The organism is Dyella sp. PARNA 12/25 (assembly GCF_055702865.1).
Genome location: NZ_JBVQCI010000003.1, coordinates 382,690 through 399,769, shown reverse-complemented (window position 1 = coordinate 399,769; position 17,080 = coordinate 382,690). Strand labels below are relative to the sequence as shown.

The window sequence follows — 17,080 nt, the reverse complement described above, 5'->3', positions numbered from 1 at the left end:
ATAGTGTCCCGGGACACGCAACGTCAAGAGACTCGGGACATGAACTCGACAATTAATTTGCTTGACAAATACAAGAAAGCCTGCTCCATCGCATCAGACAACGCTTGCGCGGTCGCGCTTGGTGTATCGCGTCAGGCTGTCAGCAAGTGGCGTCACGGGGAAAATCACCCGGAGGCGGATACCGTCGAGCGGATGTGCGAAGAAATTGGAGAGCCGACAGCACGATGGCTACCCCTTATCGAGTCCGAGCGAGCACGCACCCCGAGCGCGAAAAAGGCATGGCTTCGGCTTGCTCAAATAGCCGCAGGCGTGACGCTCGTGGTTGGCCTAGGGGGCGTCGCAACCTCCCCTACTCATGCTCAGGATGCGGCATTTTCTGCGCGTAATCCGAGCCATGTATATATTATGTAAAATTCCAGAATCGCCGTCGCCGCAATGGCACTGTCGTCACCCGGTTAACCGTGTCACCTACCCAGTTAACCATGTCACTCCGCGTTACCGTGTCGCGTTTTGGTGAAATTGAAGTCCTCCGCGTGACCAATCCAGACCACGGGTCTCCGAGTGGTGTGTCATTACGAACGATCTTCTGATTGGAGAGCAGATTGCCTGACATATGGCGATCCGCTTAACCATGTCACCCAGCTAACCATGTCATCGATTTATAGGTCCGCAGCGTCTATCTGACCGACTGTCCTGTAGCTTCGATCACCAATGCTATTCGTCACGCCGGGGCTTTGTGGACCGCTTGGAGATGCGGGCGCTCGTTGGCAGGTCTTTCCGTTGACCACGATTGCCTGGAGCATTGGAGGCAGGAGATTTCCTCCGTTTCACCGGTGCGGTCGATGAAACCTCCGAGAGCGTCTTTTCTAAGGCTGTGATTTGCCCGGATTGGCGTGCGACTTCCTGTTCTAAACCGCGGAGCTCGGCAATAGTCGAGTCATGCCGGCCCTGTATTCCGGTGATCGCATCTCGATGCGCTCGTTCAGCCGCCTCGTGCCGCTGTTGCCATTGCTTGGATTCTTGCCGAGCACGATCAACCTCCTGGTGAGAATGATCTTCGATGGCTCGAATGTGAGCCTCTTGGCGTTCACGTTCGGCTTGCAGCGCGACTTGGCTGTCTTCTAATCGAGCCCGTAACGCCTGAATTTCCATCAGTTGGCGATCGCCGGATTCCTGTAGACGATCACGTTGCTGCACAAGATCGGCCCGCAATGCATGACTGTCCTGCAACTGGCCGTCTAGGTTGCTGCAGACATGTTCGGCGAGATCTCGGGCGGCCGCTGCCTGCGCGACGCTGGTTTCAGCGGCCTGTAGCCGCCTTTCCCAATGCTCGCGCTCCTGGGCCAATTGAGCCTGCGCCGCCGACAGGGTGGCACGTTCGTTGGCGAAACGACTGTCCAGAGCACTCGCGGCGTGGTCGGAGGCGAGGCGCCACAACTCGATCATCGCCTGCCCCACCGAACTCGGCACCTCCGGGAGCGTGCTGAGTTGTCGCAACCGTTCGCCCAGCTGGCCGCGCCAGGCATCGAGCAAGCGCGTGATGGTGTTGGGCGAGCCGGTACCGAGCGCGGCGCGCACCTTCTCGACGGTCGGGTTCTCGCCGATTGCCAGAATGGCGTCCGCCGCCGCGTTGACCTGGTCTTGGGTGATGCCGCGTGCCCTGAAAAGGTCTCCTCGATCCGCGCCCTGCCCGCTTGGTTTCGTACTCGCGATAAGTGATGATTATCGCCAGTACGCGCCCTATTTCGTAATATACACTACATATTATGAAGCATAAATCCACCTTGCCGACCCTGACTGCACCCGCGGCCAGCCTGGTATTGCCGGAACAACTGGCCCAGCAAGCGGCCGACGCCGTGCGCGAACTGCTGGCCGAAGCGGCCGCGGCCAACACCACCCGTAGTTACGCCGCCGCCCTGCGCTACTGGGCCGGCTGGCACCAGGCGCGTTTCGGTTTCGAATTGGCGCTGCCGGTGAGCGAGGCGGTGGTGATCCAGTTCCTGGTCGACCATATCCAGCGCAAAAACAAGGCCGGCCTGGTCAGCGAGCTGCCGCCAGCGATCGACCAGGCGCTGGTCGCGGCAGGCCTCAAGGCCAAGCTCGGGCCACTCAAGCTCGCCACCGTGACCCAGCGCGTGGCCGTGCTGTCGACGGCGCACAAGCTCAAGCGACTGACCAATCCGTGCGAACTAGCGAGCGTCCGTACGCTGCTGAGCCGCGCCCGTCGCGCGGCGGTGAAGCGTGGCGAGCGGCCGACCAAGAAGACGGCCATCACGCGCCAGGAACTGGAAGCCATGCTGGCCACCTGCGACGACTCGCTGGAAGGCCTCCGCGACCGCGCCCTGCTTTGCTTTGGCTTCGCCAGCGGCGGCCGCCGGCGCAGCGAGATCGCCGCGGCCGACCTGCGCGATCTACGCAAGACCGTCGAGGACGCTTACATCTACCGGCTGGAGTTTTCGAAGACCCAGCAGGCGGGTGTGACGGTGGATTCGACCCCGGACAAGCCGATCCTCGGGCGCAGCGCCCAGGCGCTATCCGCCTGGCTGGAGGCAGCAAAAATCTCCGAGGGAGCAATCTTCCGACGAATCTGGAAAGACCGTGTCGGCCCCGCCCTACTCCCGGGCTCGGTCGCGACGATCGTCAAACGCCGGGCCGCGCTGGCGGGGCTGGAGGGGAACTTTGGGGCGCACAGTCTGCGCTCGGGCTTTGTTACCGAAGCGGGCCGACAAGGCGTGCCGTTGCCTGCCGTGATGGCGATGACCGAACACCGATCCGTGGCCAGCGTAATTGGATACTTTCAAGCAGGCGCAGCAGAGGAGAACCCGGCGGCTCGTCTGCTGAAGTAACGGCGCTGATGGCCGCGTGTGGTTGAGATCGCCTGTTTCTAGAAGCTCATGCCGGGCTGGATGGAGTCCGATGCGAGGGCGATGCTGGGACTAGTGGGCTGCGGCGGATTCGGACGGACCGTTGGCAACTACTTAAGCCTGATCCTTGTGCCAGGCCCTCTCGAAATCTTTAGGAACGTCTAGCTCTGAATCTTCATCAAAGGTGAGTTCTGGGGGAAGCTCCCGCCAGAATGACTCGATGGCAGCAGCAAACGTGTCTATGTGCTCATCCGTGACCAGCATATCCGCGTCATCGGAAAAGCCCCAGTCATAAGTATGCTTGCGCAGAAACTCCGGGAAATGCTGTCGAAGGTCATCCAGCGACTGGCCTTCACCATGTTTGAAGACGTTTACGACCAAGCGCATGGCATCCATGCGCGGAAAGCTGTCAAATTGGCGAACATCCAATCCCAATGCCCGCAAGAGCTGCTCAAGCTTGATGCTGTCCAACTTCCATAGGGCGCGCCGAGTGTGATCACCGATAACCAGCCGCGGCCATCGAAGTTCCCGGATTAGAAAGCGCCGAAAGCTCTTGTCCCAGTGGTGATACATGCCCGCCACGACGCTCAGCCGTGTTCGATCATGCATATCGCTCAAAAGTTGATAGAACTGCACTCCGTGGTCACGGGCAGCCTCGGCAAGGTCCCCTGGGTCGTGCCATTCGGGGTCGAAACTCTCGCCGCTTCGATCCCAATGCTCCTGCTCTGCTGATTCGGCCTCGGCTTCGATGTTGGCAAATTGGGATAGGAGTCTTGCCTGGGCCTGCTCGACGTAGAACCGGTGCTCGGCGATCAAGCTCTCTCGTTCCGAATCCGCCAATTGGAATGCGCTGCACACGTGGTCACTCATGCTGGTTGGGAGGCCACGGGTTCGGCGCCGAGCCAGCGCACTAGCGAACGAACGCCCTCGACATCCGCGCATACTGCTTCAAGCGGCTCGCTTTCCAGTCGGACTTGAATTGAAAGCCAGGCCTGTTCGGACTTCTCGGAAAGCCCGATGTGTGGCTCGATGGCTCCGCCCCTCCACAGCCAAATCTGGTGCGCCTGCAACTTCTGGACCAGGGCGGCTATTGGAGCTTTAGCGTCGTCACGGCGGGCCAAGAGCTCAAATGCCTTTGAGGCCGAGCCCTGAATGCCACCGCAGGGCAACCCGTCTTTAAGCGAAATTAACCCTGCATCCGACATCTGCTGAAGAACGGCCTTGCAGGTTGTGAGATCAGCATCTTCCGCCTGTAGCAGGCCATGCTTCACAGCCTGTCGAAACGCAAAATCAAGATCCACAATCGCACACGCGGGCAAGCCAAGTGCTGACAAGATCTCCATAGACTTGCGGGTGTCCGATGCCCCGGTCATGGGCACGATGGCTAAGGACGACTGCCCCATGGTCTTGCCGGTGATCACCTGGAACAGCGTAGGCAGCAAACGAAGTTCGGTCTTGCCTTCCGTGAGCAAAACCCTGTCGGCGAACAGCACTTGAGAAGAATTAGTAAGGCTGAAAAGTTGGTGGAGTTGGTGCGTTGGATCCTTCACCAGCCGCTCCACGACGGACTGCATGCGTGGCCGTGCCACTGTGCCGTCAGGGTGCTTCTTGGTCATCAGTAGGGCGTTCTTCGCGTCCTTGGCCAGAATCATCTGGGCTGAGTGGGTCGAGAAAACAACCTGATACCCAACGTTGGACAAGGCACGCAGTGCCTCCCGAACCTGCTCCACCGCAAAGGGGTGCATGAATAGTTCGGGCTCATCGACCAAGAGCAGGGTGGCGCCGCCTGCAGCCGCCCCTCCGCGCTTTAGATCGGCTAAGTGGCGCACCATGGCCATCTGAATGGCGCGTTGAGCTCCATGCCCAAAGGCGCCAAAGGCACGACCCCGTCCATCGCCTTCGTAGACCTTGACTGTTCCAGCCTTGATAAGGTCATTGAAAATGGGAACCGGAAAGTCCAGCTTGATGCTGATACCGGGAAATAGGTCCGAGATCTTGCGGTTAATCGATTCGTCGATGCGGCCCAGCTCTTCGAAGCGCTCGCCGCCTTCCGCCGAAATCATTCCCAAGATAGCAGCCAAATGAGGCGTCAAGGCTTGCTCATGTTGGTCCTGGATGGCGGTCAACATCGAGGCTAACAGCTTCCCGATGGTGGTGGTGGTCTTGGCTTTACTGGCATCCTCTTCGGCGTTCTCCATCGCCCCGATGCGGATAGGGTCTGGGAACAGGGCTGAAATGGCGTTATCAATCCCAGTCGGATTGGGTTGGGGCTCAGAAGAGCGCGTGTTGACCTCATTGTTCCGTAGACCTGAACGCACCCCGGTAGAAATCAATGATGTCCGCACCTTCATTTGGCCATTTGCTTTGACTGCGCCGGCCAAGAACGGCCACCATGAGACCTCATTTCGTCGACGTAAATGCCAATGCCACCATCACACATGCCCATTGCAAGCTTGCGTTCTTTCTCCGTGTACCAAAGCGTGACCAAGCCACCTCTTTCGTCAAAGGAAGGCTGACTAAAGGCGCGCCCTGTAACAACGACGTCTAAGTCGTTCCATTTCTCTGCATCGATGTAAAACGTGTCGGGCAATGCAAGCTTGGCGCACTCGTTACCAGCCACCAACAGCGCTGCCCATGCGGGCTGCCCTGCGTGCAAAGCCAGCCTACCCTTCACGGTGCACTCTTTCCCCGCAACACATGCTTCGAAGTGACGGCCTGCACCACGATGGGATGGTGAGGCGCAACCCAGAAGACCCTGAACTGCAAGAACACCTAAGATCAACAGCCGGACTGACATGACACTCCCGAGCCTCCTTGGTTTTGATTCCAACGATCAATAGTTGATCTAACAGCGGCTGCTTCTCTGGAATTGAGGGGGGCACCATCAATTTGCAAAACCCTATATCCCACATCAGTCCTCTCGATGGAAAATGCTCCTCGCCCTGAAATCATGTATGCCGGCCGCCTTGTCGCGCCTGCCAGCCTTCCATCTTCCGGTCCCGGAAGGGGGACGATTCCAGCGGGATGTGTATGCCCGCCACTCTCATCGGCCCCTAGCTTTGAGATGTCGAATCCCGCGACTGTACGAGTAGTTCCATCGCTGCATTTCGCACACACTTGGTCGGTGAGACTCTTGGCGGCTGTTCCACTAGGCGACGCACTAAATCCCTGTTCTTTGCTTCCTGACAAGTCCAGTCTTGTGCCATCTGACAACTGCCCGCTGCGAGATGCTGACCTGACTTGGTTGTTCGTGGCTTGCTGCTGAGCCGACTGCCCCGGTTGCCTTGTTGTCCCACTTTCAGTTCTCGGTGAGTCATAGCAAATATGCGTCCCCGTTGGACAGGCAGCCTTGCCGTCTGGATCAAAATTTCTGTAGGGGTTGGATCGAAGGACAGAGTCACGCCACGCTCGAGGCCTTTGACGACCGGCTATAAGCCCCTAGGAGATGAAGCCGCCTGGATTGAATGCGACCACCGTTTCGCCGCACCACCATTAGCCGTGTCATCTTGTTCAAAAATACCGCTTAGCCATGTCACCTTTTACGGCACGCCCTCGAGAACAGGCCGCGACAACAATGCAACTCTTTGATTATTTGGAGAAACCAACCTCTTTAACTTGCGTGACAGAGTTAACCGGATGGCGACACCTGTTTGACGCGCAACTTCCTGTTCGAGACGGCGTACCTCATCTCTAGTCGAGTCATGTCGGATTTGCATCGCGATGAAAGCATCTCGATGCGCTCGCTCGGCAGCCTTATGTCGCTGCTGCCATTGCTTGGCATCTTGTGATGTCGTCAGCGTCCTGCGGAGCAACCCCGTGCCGCAGCACGACCGCCCGGACCTTTCGAAATATCGTTAGAACATCGCTCATGGGATCGCCCTGCGAATTTCACTCGCGCTCTGTAGAGAGAGACGCTTCTCGAACGACATTCGGACATCCGGCTTTGTGCGTCGCAGCACCATCATGCCTCACCAGACCAACCCTAGCTCAGCGCATGGCTGACGTGAAACCCGTGAGTTTCTGTCGCACCGACTGTAGCGACCGCAAGTATCGGAGCCCCCAAGCCAGACATTTCGACAGTCAACGCCTTGAGGGATCAGGCAACTAGACCACGGGACCGCCATCCACGCCCCTCTTCATAAGCTAAAGCGACGCCCGTTCCAGAAACTTGCTGATCTCGTGAGAATAGGCCCCGGGATGCGAGAACCGGAACATGTGGCCGGTGCGCGGCATGATGACTTCCTGTGAACCCTTGATGCCCTTCAAGAGGATCCCCGCGGCCTCTTTGCCGATCAGGTGGTCTTCCTCGGGAGTCAGGATCAGCGTGGGGACGTCGATCTTTTTCAGCAACGCCGTATAGTCCGCCTTCTCGATCGAGCGCATGCGATTGACGTAGGCCTTGTGGGGCGTCTCCTTCACAAAGAAAGCGCGGCTCTTTTCGGCTGACCAGGGGATCTCCCCCTCCTTGTCAAACGACGAAGCCAATTGCGCTGCGTGGACCCTAAGGGTCGTCTGCCGGTAAAAAGGCCCGGGAAAGAAGGGTGCCAGCGCTGCCAACGCCTTGAGCAAGGGCGATGTGATGGGGCTCTTGGCAAAACCACCAGAGATCACCAAGCCCTTGAGGCCTTTCGGCTGCCGCGTCGCAAACGCGATCGAGGAGACCGCGCCGTACGAATCGCCCACCATCACGTAGCTATCGAGGTCTTTCACCTGGTCCGCAATGAAGTCAGCCAGGGTTTCCAGTTCACGCACGTCGTCCGGCAATCGCAGTGTACGCATGGCGTGACCCTGCAAGTGAGTCAACTGGTCAAGCTTCCACGGAGCCCCTGCGAAGCAAGGGATCATGACCAAGGTGGGTTCTGTTTTCATGGGCTGCGTCTCGCGCATTGAATGAACGACGAGCAGACTCTAGGAACGCCGGCGCTTTCGATCCAATGGCATTTGCGCACCATGTCGATGCACAAAATGCATGATCCCTCGATGGCTCCAGCGGCAGCAGACCCCTGCCGCTCCTAATCGGCGATCATCATGTCCGTAATCCAACGAACAATCGGTTCGTTGGCACGTCCGCGGGCTCGCATGACAAGCACCTCCCACGAGGGCAACGCCAAAGGCAGCTCAAATAGGCTCAACTGCGCGGTCTCCTGCATCCGAAGAGCAACCCGCTCGGCGATGACGGCAATCGATTGCGAAGCGCCGACCATGAACGGAACGGCGAGAAAGCTGGAGCAAGTGGCGCTCACTTTGCGGGTATGACCGAGGGCCTCCAGCGCATCGTCGACGGCGCCACGGGTATCGCCACGCGGTGAAACCAAGATGTGCGGCAGACGGATGAAGTCCTCCAGTTCCATGTGCAGCTTCCTCCCCCGCTTGACCAGAGCCGGGTGCCCCTTGCGCGCTATACCTACGAAGCGCTCCTTATGGACAAGCTGGCAATCAAGCCGCTGCGGGATCTGGGCAAAAGAGCCTGACCCCAGCGCAATGTCGAGATCACCGGCGTCCAACATGCGCACGGCGGATTCGATATCGGCCGGCCGAAGCCTCAGCACCACGCCCGGCGCAGCAGCCTGAATTCTGGCCAGGACTGGGGCAATGACGCTCATTACGGCGAGGTCGGTGGCCGCCACCGAGAGGATTGCCTGCAAGCGACTGGGGTCGAATGGGCCACGTGGACTGGCGACGAGCCTGACCGACTCGAGCACCGCCGCTACTCTCGGCATCAACTCGATGGCCAGTGGCGTCGGTGCAATCCCTCGAGGGTTACGCACGAATAGCTGATCGGCAAAAGCCATGCGCAGTCTCGACAAGGCGTGGCTGGTTGCGGACTGGGACAAATGCAATCGTTCGGCTGCCCTGCCAACATGCCTTTCGATCCAGAGTGCCTCCAATACAACCAGAAGATTGAGATCGAATCGTGTTAGATCCAGGGGCTTCATAGTGCATTGGCCTCTTCGCTCATCCATTGATGTTCGGGAGTTCCGTAGCCCGCATGCTCGGGGGCAGCGTCGAAATAGAAGCGCCCGGCGCCTCTCCGCGCTCCAAAATGTTTCATGCGCAAGGTTGCGTGCCAACTACTGCTGCATGTCATGGATGGCAACTAAAGCCGCTCCGATTAGGATGCGATTAAACGACATCGCCATCAAAATCGGACGTCAGCTATACCGACGATAGCACGGGCTAATCGCCCTGCCCTGCAATCGCCTTTTGGGCGCAGGGTCGAATTGCTTTACCACCTAAATAGTTCCCACACTAGCCTTTTACGTCGCAGGCATGGCATAGGCGTTGACGCACACTGGGTGTATTCTCCGTTCACCAAACACCCCATCTCCACGACGACAGGGGTCGCGCCAGGCGGGGTTGCGGGTGGGTCCCGAGCGAATTGATACGCGTACCATTTTGCAGCATCGCGTCAAGCCCATTTGTCGGCTCGTCGCACGACGGTGGCGCTGAGGAGACGGAATTCGCGACGTCATTACATCACGAAGCGCGCAACGAACGGACATAGATCGCGCGAAGCCATGCACTTAGAGTGAGCAACCTCGAGACTGCCTCTCGCTGAGCCAGGAGCATGCCGTGGACGATCAACCTCGCCAATTTCGCAATGCCCTTTCGCGCATCCTATTCGGCACACGCTGGGTGATGGTGCCATTCTATTTCGGCCTGATGATGACGATATTCGCTCTGCTGGTAGTATTTCTGCGCGAGCTGATCTTCAACCTCCGGCATTTGCTTGAGCTTACGCCAAGCGCCGCTATCTTGATGGCCTTGGCGCTGATTGATTTGACCTTGGTGGCCAATCTACTACTGATCGTCACGCTGGCCGGCTACGAGAATTTCGTCGACCGTATTGATTCGGCCAGCGAAATCCGTCCATCCTGGATGGGCAAGGTGGACTTCACAGACATGAAGATGAAGCTGATGGGTTCCATCATCGCCATCTCAGCCATCGCCCTGCTACGGGCCTTCATGAAGATGGAAGATGGCGAGAGCTTTGAAAGAGGCACGCTGATCTGGATGGCGATCATCCATGTCACGCTATTGCTTTCGGCCATCGCACTAGCGGTTTCTGATCGCGTTTCGTCACTGACCACGCGGCGGCAAGGGATAGAGGGCGACTGAGCGTGGCGCGCATCGTCAGTTGAAGAGGACCCAAGATGGTCATCTCCGTATCGCGCACCATACGATGCGACTTTGCTCCAATCCGCGAGCAACGCAGACGTCGCTAGGCCGTCAATAGTCCACCGCGTCGCGACTAATGGGACAGGTCATGCAATGACCACCGCCGCGCCCTCGACCCAGTTCTGCACCGACAATCGTGATCACTTCGATTCCGGCCTTGCGCAGTAAGGTGTTCGTGTAGGTGTTGCGATCGTAAGCATAGACGACTCCCGGCGAAGCGCACACCAGGTTGGCACCACTATCCCATTGGGTGCGCTCGCGTTGGTAGTCGCTGCCACCAGCCTCGATCACACGCAATTTATGGAGGCCAAGCGATTCAGCTACCACATCAACGAAGGGCTTCTCTTCTTTGTGAAGTTCGACGCCACTAGGGTGACTGCTCGGCCGGTAGGAGAATGCACGCGTTTTTACCAGAAAGTCCGGCGCCACCAGCACGCAATCGCGATCAGCAAAGGTGAACACCGTATCCAAGTGCATCGCTGCTCGAATCTTTGGCATCGCCGCCACAATTACCCGCTGTGCGGCGCCCTTCTTGAACAAAGTAGCGGCCAGCTGACTGATGGCTTGACGCGAAGTACGCTCACTCATCCCGATTAACACGACGCCCTTCCCGATAGGCATCACGTCGCCGCCCTCTAGCGTGGCGAGCCCATGATCCTCAGTCGGATCGCCCCACCATACGTTGACCTTTCCCGCAAAGTTGGGATGAAACTTGTAGATGGCGGTCGTGAGAATGGTTTCTTCGTGACGCGCAGGCCAGTACAGTGGGTTGAGAGTTACCCCGCCGTAGATCCAGCAGGTAGTGTCTCGTGTGTACAAGGTATTCGGGAGCGGCGGCAGCAGATATTCGGTGACACCCGCCGCCTCTTTGACGACAGCCAATGCTTTGCCTCCGACATCTTCAGGAAAGTCGTGTGTCGACAAGCCGCCAAGCAGCGTTTCGGCGAGTTTCCGATGCTCCAATCCTTCCAGGTAGCTGCGCAGCTCGTCCATGAAGCCAAGTCCAACCTGGTTAGGAACGACCTGATTGTCCAGAATCCATTTCTTCCCTTCCGGAGCCGCCACGGTCTCGGCCAGCAGATTGTGCATTTCCAGCACGTCAATGCCCCGATCACGCATCTTGTTGACAAAGTCGAAGTGGTCTCGCTTGGCGTTGTCCACCCAGAGAACATCATCAAAGAGCAGTTCATCGCAGTTGCTTGGTGTCAATCGTGAATGTGCGAGCCCCGGTGCGCATACCATCACCTTGCGCAGCTGCCCAACCTCTGAATACACACCGAATTCACCTGCATTCCCACTCGTCATGACGTTCTCCGCTCTCACAGAAAAAAAGAATGCTTAAATCGTGATGTATCCCGTCGCGATCCAGTAGACACCCACGAACGCCCCTATGACCGCGAGGGCAAAGATGACCTTGTCAGATACCTTGAGGAAGACTGGCTTGCCCTGCTCGCGCTGACTCCAGAAATAGAGTGCCGTGCCTGGCGCATACAGAACCGCCGACAAGACGATGTACCTTATGCCTCCCGCATAAAGCAGGAAGGCGGTATAGATCGTGGCGATAACGGCAACGATGAGATCGCGCCTTTTATCGCTTGGCTGCACGTCGTACGTCTCGCCCCGCGTAGTGAGTTGAAGTCCGTAGCCAGCCACCAGAAAGAATGGGATGAGGCTCATGGCACTCGTCAAATTCAACATCAGCGAAAAAGCGTCTCTCGACCAATAGGTAGTGATGACAATCAGCTGGACGACAATATTGGTCAACCAAAGCGCTGCTGCGGGAACCTTGTTCTTGTTTTCCCTGGCGAAGACCGAGGGCATGTCGTTGGTCTTCGCAGCCGTGAACAGCACTTCCGCGCAAATCAGCGACCAAGCAAGGTAGGCACCCAGGACTGATACAAGCAACCCGATGCTGACGAAGACTGCGCCCCATCGCCCCACTACCGCCTCGAGCACCGCGGCCATTGAGGGCTGGCGCATGCCTGCAACATCGATGCGTGGCAAGACGGCATAGGGAAGCAGCGTCACCAGAACCATCAGCGTTGTCACGACAATGAAGCCACCAATGGTGGCAGTGCCGACGTCTGAGCGCTTCTTCGCATAGCGGGAGTACACGCTCGCCCCCTCGATGCCGAGAAACACAAAGACTGTAACCATCATGGTGGCGCGAACCTGCTCGAAGATGCCCCCTTGCAGTCCACCCCCATATAGGTTGCTGCTGAACTTGTTCCCCTGGAAGGCGAAGATCAGGATCACGATGAATGTCAGGATCGGAATGATCTTAGCCACCGTGACCACGCTATTGATGAACGCGGCCTGCTGAATGCCCCGGAGTATCATGAAATGAAATAGCCAGATGCCAATAGAGGCCACCACGATGGCGATGACGGTGTTGCCATCGCCGAACACCGGAAAGAACGCGCCCAAGGTTGACTTGATAAGCACCCAATAGGACACATTGCCAATGCAACTGCCGATCCAGTATCCAAAAGCGGATAAAAAGCCGGGATAGTCGCCGAAGCCGGCCTTTGCATAGGCATACACACCAGCATCGAGATCAGGTTTTCGTTGTGCGAGCAGCTGGAACACCCTTGCCAGCATGTACATGCCGGTGCCAGCGATAAGCCAGGCAATGAGCGCACCCAGGGGGCCCGTAGCATTGGCGAAGGTGCGTGGTAGCGAGAAAATGCCCGCGCCGACCATTCCCCCTACCACCATCGCGGTTAGTTGTAACCGCGACATTTTCCTTTCTGTCGTAGCCATGCCCGCTCCCTCTTGTGGATCGGCATTCCAGACATGCGGCGCAAGATTGCGCCACCAAGCTTCTTTACCTAACGCAGTTGATCGACTAAGCCGCTTCTCGCAGCACCACCAAATTTAGGGCGCGAAAATGCTCCGTCATGGTAAGAAGATCTTTGGAGCTTGGATATTAGTAGAAATACTGGTTGGAGGCTGGGCGTAGCGCAACGGCGAAGACAGCAAAAGCCATTGCTTCTATGCGTCTCGCAGGGCGCTCGCTCGGGCGCCCTGTTGGCAATCACGGCAGTACTCGCTGGAGCGTTGACAACAACCTGTCACAATTGAAACCAAGACATGGGAGACTTCGCCTGGGCCATCACGCATTCTTCATGTGCCCAGCCGCAAAAACCACCCGTGTAGTTGGCATCTGTGATCGGCCCAGTTCCGCCTACTACTCCGGAAGCCACCATCAGCTATTCAAGGATGTTTTGGGCAGCTTCATTGTTTCGATTGCCGCTTTGATTTGTGTCTGACTAGTCCTTTGCTCGACCCCATAGGTCGACCCGCAATAGAGCACTGTCAATCCATCTATAAATCAGGTGAGACAATGAACGGATTCATCTCCACTATCACGGCTTCCCGCGATCGTTTGCGCTCGCGTTGCTCTGTTGCGCTCATGCTATTGATCGTCAACCTGGCACCGCAGACGGTGTGTGTCGTTTTTGCGAGCGAATCCACTCTCGCGACAAGCCATGCCGCAAGCAATGTCTCGCAGGCCAGGCAGCTGCTAGGTGATGGTAAGTACACGGAGGCGTATGACCTCCTTTCGCCCTTGGCTGACGCCGACCGTGGCGACCCTGACTTCGACTACGTATTCGGGCAGGCGGCACTCGGCTCCGGGCACGCCGAGCAGGCAAAGGATCTGTTCCAGGCAAGTATTGCTGCGCAACGTGATGCGCCATCGGTGCATCTCGCACTTGGGCGCGCTTACTACGCCCTTGGGCGATTCGCAGAGGCGAAGATCGAATTCGAGACGGTGCTGCGTTTCGAAAATCTGCCGCCTGATTTGCTAAGCCAGGTCAAGATCTACAATGAAGCAGCCAAGCAGTCTGTGGAAGAAGGCAAGCGCCTGACAGGTTTCGGCTATCTGGAAACAGGCATAGGTGTCTACGATGTGCACGACACGATCGGGACGCAGACATTTGGCGGTAGCGATCGCAAGGATACCTTCTACAATCTTCGCGTTGGCGGCGGACTTAACTACGCACTCGACGACGGTTACTCGCTCACCGGAACACTCGACTATCGCTTCCGCTACTACGACAACAACAACAGCCGCGACGACTCCGATCTTCGCTGGAACTTCGGGGGAAGCCGCTCGTTCGGCGACAATAACCTGGGCATCGGCATCAGGGGCCGTGTGAGCTACAGGGGTAGCGGCAATTATCGCAACGACGCAGGCATCTACGGGAACTACCTGCATCGCCTCGATGCCGCCAATCAGCTGAGCTTCGAGCTGCTCTACTCTCGGCGTTGGTTTCCGGGAGAGCCAGTCGTCACCTGGACCCGCACGACCGCCCAGGGCTCGGCTGGCTGGATTCATTCGTTCATGGATGGCCGTGCAAGCCTGACGATCGACGGGCGTTACGGGCGCTATGTTTCAACCAACCTGCCCGATGGAAACTCCGACCTCTACGGCGCATCGGCCACGTTGGATTTCGCGTTCAGTGACAAGGTGGACTGGGGTATCTATTACTGGTGGGAGCACAATGCATACGACATGGAGGCGCTCCATTTTCACCCCACTGCGCTCGACAATGTGATCCTGGCCCAGCGCAACGACAACCTGCACGAGGCGGGAACCTATCTTACGTGGGAGTTTGCCCCGAGCTGGACATTGAGACCCCAGATTGTGTGGCTCCACGACAAGAGCAATGCAGACATCGGGTTCAACTACAGCTCGACTGAGATCCTTGTCAACGTGCGAAAAGGCTTCTGAAACATCGGATAGCTCTTTCACTAGCGAGCTACCCGCGGCTGTGTGACGCCATCAGCCTGGCCCGACGATAAATCTGTCCTTCGAAGCTTCACACCTTCCGTCGAGACGCCCATGAACGACGTACCTCCGAAACGGCGCGCCACGAAGCCACCTTCCTACCTGGATGCGCTGATCCCGTTACTTGCACTGGTCGGTTTGGTGGGGGCGTCCGTGGCGCTCTTTGGCCTCACGGCGGTCGATGGCCCGCTACAGGTCGCCATAACCCTCAGCACGATGATCGTCATTCTGATCATCTTCAAGAATGGGCATGCGTGGGAAGAAGTACAAGAATCCGGTCGCAAAGGCATTGCGTCCATTGTTGGCGCGATCTTTATCCTGCTTGCAGTGGGCGCGCTGATCGGTACGTGGAACATGTCGGGAACCATTCCCACGCTGGTCTATTACGGCATCAAATTGATCACGCCGGCATGGTTCTACCCGATCACCTTTCTGGTGTGCACGGGCACTTCGCTGAGTATCGGCAGCTCATGGACCACCGCCGGCACTGTCGGAGTGGGCCTGGTTGGGCTCGCCCATGTCACCGGACTATCCCCGGCGATCACCGCTGGAGCAATCATTTCCGGCGCCTATGTCGGCGACAAAGTCTCGCCCTTGTCAGAGAGTACCGTGCTTGCGGCTCAATTGAGCGATGTGGATCTTTACGTGCATATTCGCTCGCAGGCATGGACCACGATACCTGCCGGCTTGTTCGCCCTGGCCGTCTTTACGGTGTTTGGCCTCAACAACAGCGGCGGCTTCGACAGCTCGATAACCCATGCCGAGCTCAACAAGCTCGATACACTGTTTTCCATTACCCCGTGGAACCTCATTCCGCTGGCGTTTCTGCTTGGAATGTCGATTCGCAAAGTACCCGCGTCGCTTGCGATCATGAGCTCAGCCCTGTTGGCCGGCATCATGGCGGCCTTCCTTCAACCGCAGGCCATCGCACGTTTCATCGGAGAACCGGGTACACCTGCGCCGATTATCGCCATCAAAGGTATATGGCTGGCCATGGCCAATGGCTTTCGGGCCAATTCCGGCATCCCGCAGATAGACCAGTTGTTGTCTCGCGGCGGCATGGAGAGCATGTTACCGACCATCTGGCTGATCATCGCGGCAGTCACTTTTGGCATCCTGGCCGACGATTTCGGAATGCTCGGCAAGTTAATCACTCCGGTCCTTCGGCGCGCCAAGACCGTGGGTCGCCTGTTCTTCGCCGTCGTGCTCACCGCCATTGGGCTCAACATCGTTGCTGGCGACCAATATATAGCGCTTCTGCTGCCAAGCCGGTTGTTCAAGACGGAGTTCTCCGAGCGAGGATTGGCTCCCGAAAACCTGTCCCGCTCTGTAGGTGATGCCGGTATCGTGACGTCCCCCTTGGTGCCATGGAATTCCTGCGGGGCCTACATGGCGGCGGTGCTCGGTGTATCAACGCTAGCCTACTTGCCTTTCGCCTTATTCAATATGGCCGCGCCCGTTTGCACATTGCTGCTTGGCATCACGGGCTTCAAGATTCGCCACCTCCCGGGCGGTCCGGTCGCAGCCACTCTCAAGCCTCTCTCAAACGATCCATCACCGCCGGATGAATAGCATCGCTAACCGACATGGATAGCAAGCCGCGGCGGTCGTTCGCCAAGGCTTTCCCCGCAATGTGTCGCAGCAGCTCGCATCGTGCAGGTGCGCACACCCGTTCTTTCGTAGGGTGTGCGGCACCAAAGGTAGTGGCCACCCTCCAATGCGTCATCGCCGGTGAGCGAGCCAAAACGCCTGGATCGAAGGCTTCGGAGCCCTTGCCGACCCGGCAAGCGCCAAAAGGATTTGATCCTCGAGGCAGTCATCCTGGCAGATCAACCACCCTCCAGGCGTACATGGACTGCGATGCCCCCCGACCGCCTCGCCGAGCCGACGGACGCCCGGACTCCCAGGCGCATACAAAAAGTTGCGCCCGATGACAGGCCAGAGCACCATAAGCCCCCGGCACACCAAGGACTGGAAAGCGCCAGCGCCGTGCCAAACGGGGAATCGTTGATTCGCTCCATCCGGCGGCTGCGCCAGTTCGGCTTATTTGGCGATTTCATTCACCGTCGGAACTACTCCGGGACGACCACGCTTTCCGGACGCTTTGCTGCGCCAGATCAAAGCAAGACATTTTGAAAGCCTGTCGATCGAGTTCGGCGTCCACGCATGGCGTCGGAAAAAACGATCTTTGGCCCCTGCACTTCAAATGCCACCCATTGCACCTGCGACAACACCCGCTGCG

13 protein-coding genes are annotated in these 17,080 nt (G+C 57.9%); 5 read left to right on the top strand and 8 right to left on the bottom strand.

Annotated elements, in window-relative coordinates; genetic code table 11:
• Positions 1-39: 39 nt before the first annotated feature.
• Positions 40-411: a DUF3693 domain-containing protein gene (locus AC0GUR_RS09505; protein ID WP_472877217.1), complete on the top strand. Its 372-nt coding sequence runs from the start codon at positions 40-42 to the stop codon at positions 409-411.
• A 303-nt stretch (positions 412-714) separates the two neighbouring features.
• Here AC0GUR_RS09505 and AC0GUR_RS09500 read toward each other — a convergent pair whose 3' ends face one another.
• Complete coding sequence (locus AC0GUR_RS09500) at positions 715-1,650, bottom strand: DNA-binding protein (RefSeq protein WP_472877372.1); 936 nt, start codon at positions 1,648-1,650, stop codon at positions 715-717.
• 116 nt (positions 1,651-1,766) lie between these two features.
• Between AC0GUR_RS09500 and AC0GUR_RS09495 the strand changes: the two genes are divergently transcribed.
• Positions 1,767-2,846: a site-specific integrase gene (locus AC0GUR_RS09495; protein WP_472877216.1), complete on the top strand. Its 1,080-nt coding sequence runs from the start codon at positions 1,767-1,769 to the stop codon at positions 2,844-2,846.
• Between the two features lie 132 nt (positions 2,847-2,978).
• Here the strand turns inward: AC0GUR_RS09495 and AC0GUR_RS09490 are convergent, their stop codons facing one another.
• From AC0GUR_RS09490 to AC0GUR_RS09470, 5 genes are all read right to left on the bottom strand, one after another.
• Complete coding sequence (locus tag AC0GUR_RS09490; protein ID WP_472877215.1) at positions 2,979-3,680, bottom strand: hypothetical protein; 702 nt, start codon at positions 3,678-3,680, stop codon at positions 2,979-2,981.
• A gap of 50 nt (positions 3,681-3,730) precedes the next feature.
• Positions 3,731-5,215 carry an ATP-dependent nuclease gene (locus AC0GUR_RS09485; RefSeq protein ID WP_472877214.1) on the bottom strand — a complete coding sequence of 495 codons (1,485 nt, stop codon included), beginning with the start codon at positions 5,213-5,215 and terminating at the stop codon, positions 3,731-3,733.
• Positions 5,212-5,538, bottom strand: coding sequence for a hypothetical protein (locus AC0GUR_RS09480; RefSeq protein WP_472877213.1), 327 nt, complete (start codon positions 5,536-5,538; stop codon positions 5,212-5,214). The genes AC0GUR_RS09485 and AC0GUR_RS09480 overlap by 4 nt, the downstream gene beginning before the upstream one ends.
• A gap of 1,469 nt (positions 5,539-7,007) precedes the next feature.
• Entirely contained in the window at positions 7,008-7,733 is a 726-nt protein-coding gene (locus AC0GUR_RS09475) for an alpha/beta fold hydrolase (protein ID WP_472877212.1), read from the bottom strand.
• 143 nt (positions 7,734-7,876) lie between these two features.
• Positions 7,877-8,800 (bottom strand): LysR family transcriptional regulator, encoded by a 924-nt coding sequence (locus tag AC0GUR_RS09470; RefSeq protein WP_472877211.1) that lies wholly within the window; start codon positions 8,798-8,800, stop codon positions 7,877-7,879.
• A 637-nt stretch (positions 8,801-9,437) separates the two neighbouring features.
• On the opposite strand from AC0GUR_RS09470, the gene AC0GUR_RS09465 reads away from it, so the two are divergent.
• A complete protein-coding gene (locus AC0GUR_RS09465) occupies positions 9,438-9,983 on the top strand; it encodes a TIGR00645 family protein (RefSeq protein WP_472877210.1) in 546 nt (181 codons plus the stop codon).
• A gap of 111 nt (positions 9,984-10,094) precedes the next feature.
• Here the strand turns inward: AC0GUR_RS09465 and arcA are convergent, their stop codons facing one another.
• The gene (gene arcA / locus AC0GUR_RS09460) at positions 10,095-11,348 is read right to left on the bottom strand and encodes an arginine deiminase (protein ID WP_472877209.1); all 1,254 of its coding nucleotides are present in this window, start codon (positions 11,346-11,348) and stop codon (positions 10,095-10,097) included.
• Between the two features lie 33 nt (positions 11,349-11,381).
• A complete protein-coding gene (locus tag AC0GUR_RS09455) occupies positions 11,382-12,806 on the bottom strand; it encodes a basic amino acid/polyamine antiporter (protein WP_472877208.1) in 1,425 nt (474 codons plus the stop codon).
• Positions 12,807-13,323: 517 nt separating this feature from the next.
• Here AC0GUR_RS09455 and AC0GUR_RS09450 point away from each other — a divergent pair.
• Positions 13,324-14,781: a tetratricopeptide repeat protein gene (locus AC0GUR_RS09450; protein ID WP_472877207.1), complete on the top strand. Its 1,458-nt coding sequence runs from the start codon at positions 13,324-13,326 to the stop codon at positions 14,779-14,781.
• A gap of 111 nt (positions 14,782-14,892) precedes the next feature.
• Complete coding sequence (locus AC0GUR_RS09445) at positions 14,893-16,410, top strand: Na+/H+ antiporter NhaC family protein (RefSeq protein ID WP_472877206.1); 1,518 nt, start codon at positions 14,893-14,895, stop codon at positions 16,408-16,410.
• Positions 16,411-17,080: the final 670 nt, after the last annotated feature.

Coding starts and splice junctions, on each gene's coding strand:
- AC0GUR_RS09505 (WP_472877217.1), top strand. CDS start 40: ATGAACTCGACAATTAATTTGCTTGACAAATACAAGAAAGCCTGCTCC.
- AC0GUR_RS09495 (WP_472877216.1), top strand. CDS start 1,767: ATGAAGCATAAATCCACCTTGCCGACCCTGACTGCACCCGCGGCCAGC.
- AC0GUR_RS09485 (WP_472877214.1), bottom strand. CDS start 5,215: ATGAAGGTGCGGACATCATTGATTTCTACCGGGGTGCGTTCAGGTCTA.
- AC0GUR_RS09475 (WP_472877212.1), bottom strand. CDS start 7,733: ATGAAAACAGAACCCACCTTGGTCATGATCCCTTGCTTCGCAGGGGCT.
- AC0GUR_RS09470 (WP_472877211.1), bottom strand. CDS start 8,800: ATGAAGCCCCTGGATCTAACACGATTCGATCTCAATCTTCTGGTTGTA.
- arcA (WP_472877209.1), bottom strand. CDS start 11,348: ATGACGAGTGGGAATGCAGGTGAATTCGGTGTGTATTCAGAGGTTGGG.
- AC0GUR_RS09455 (WP_472877208.1), bottom strand. CDS start 12,806: ATGGCTACGACAGAAAGGAAAATGTCGCGGTTACAACTAACCGCGATG.
- AC0GUR_RS09445 (WP_472877206.1), top strand. CDS start 14,893: ATGAACGACGTACCTCCGAAACGGCGCGCCACGAAGCCACCTTCCTAC.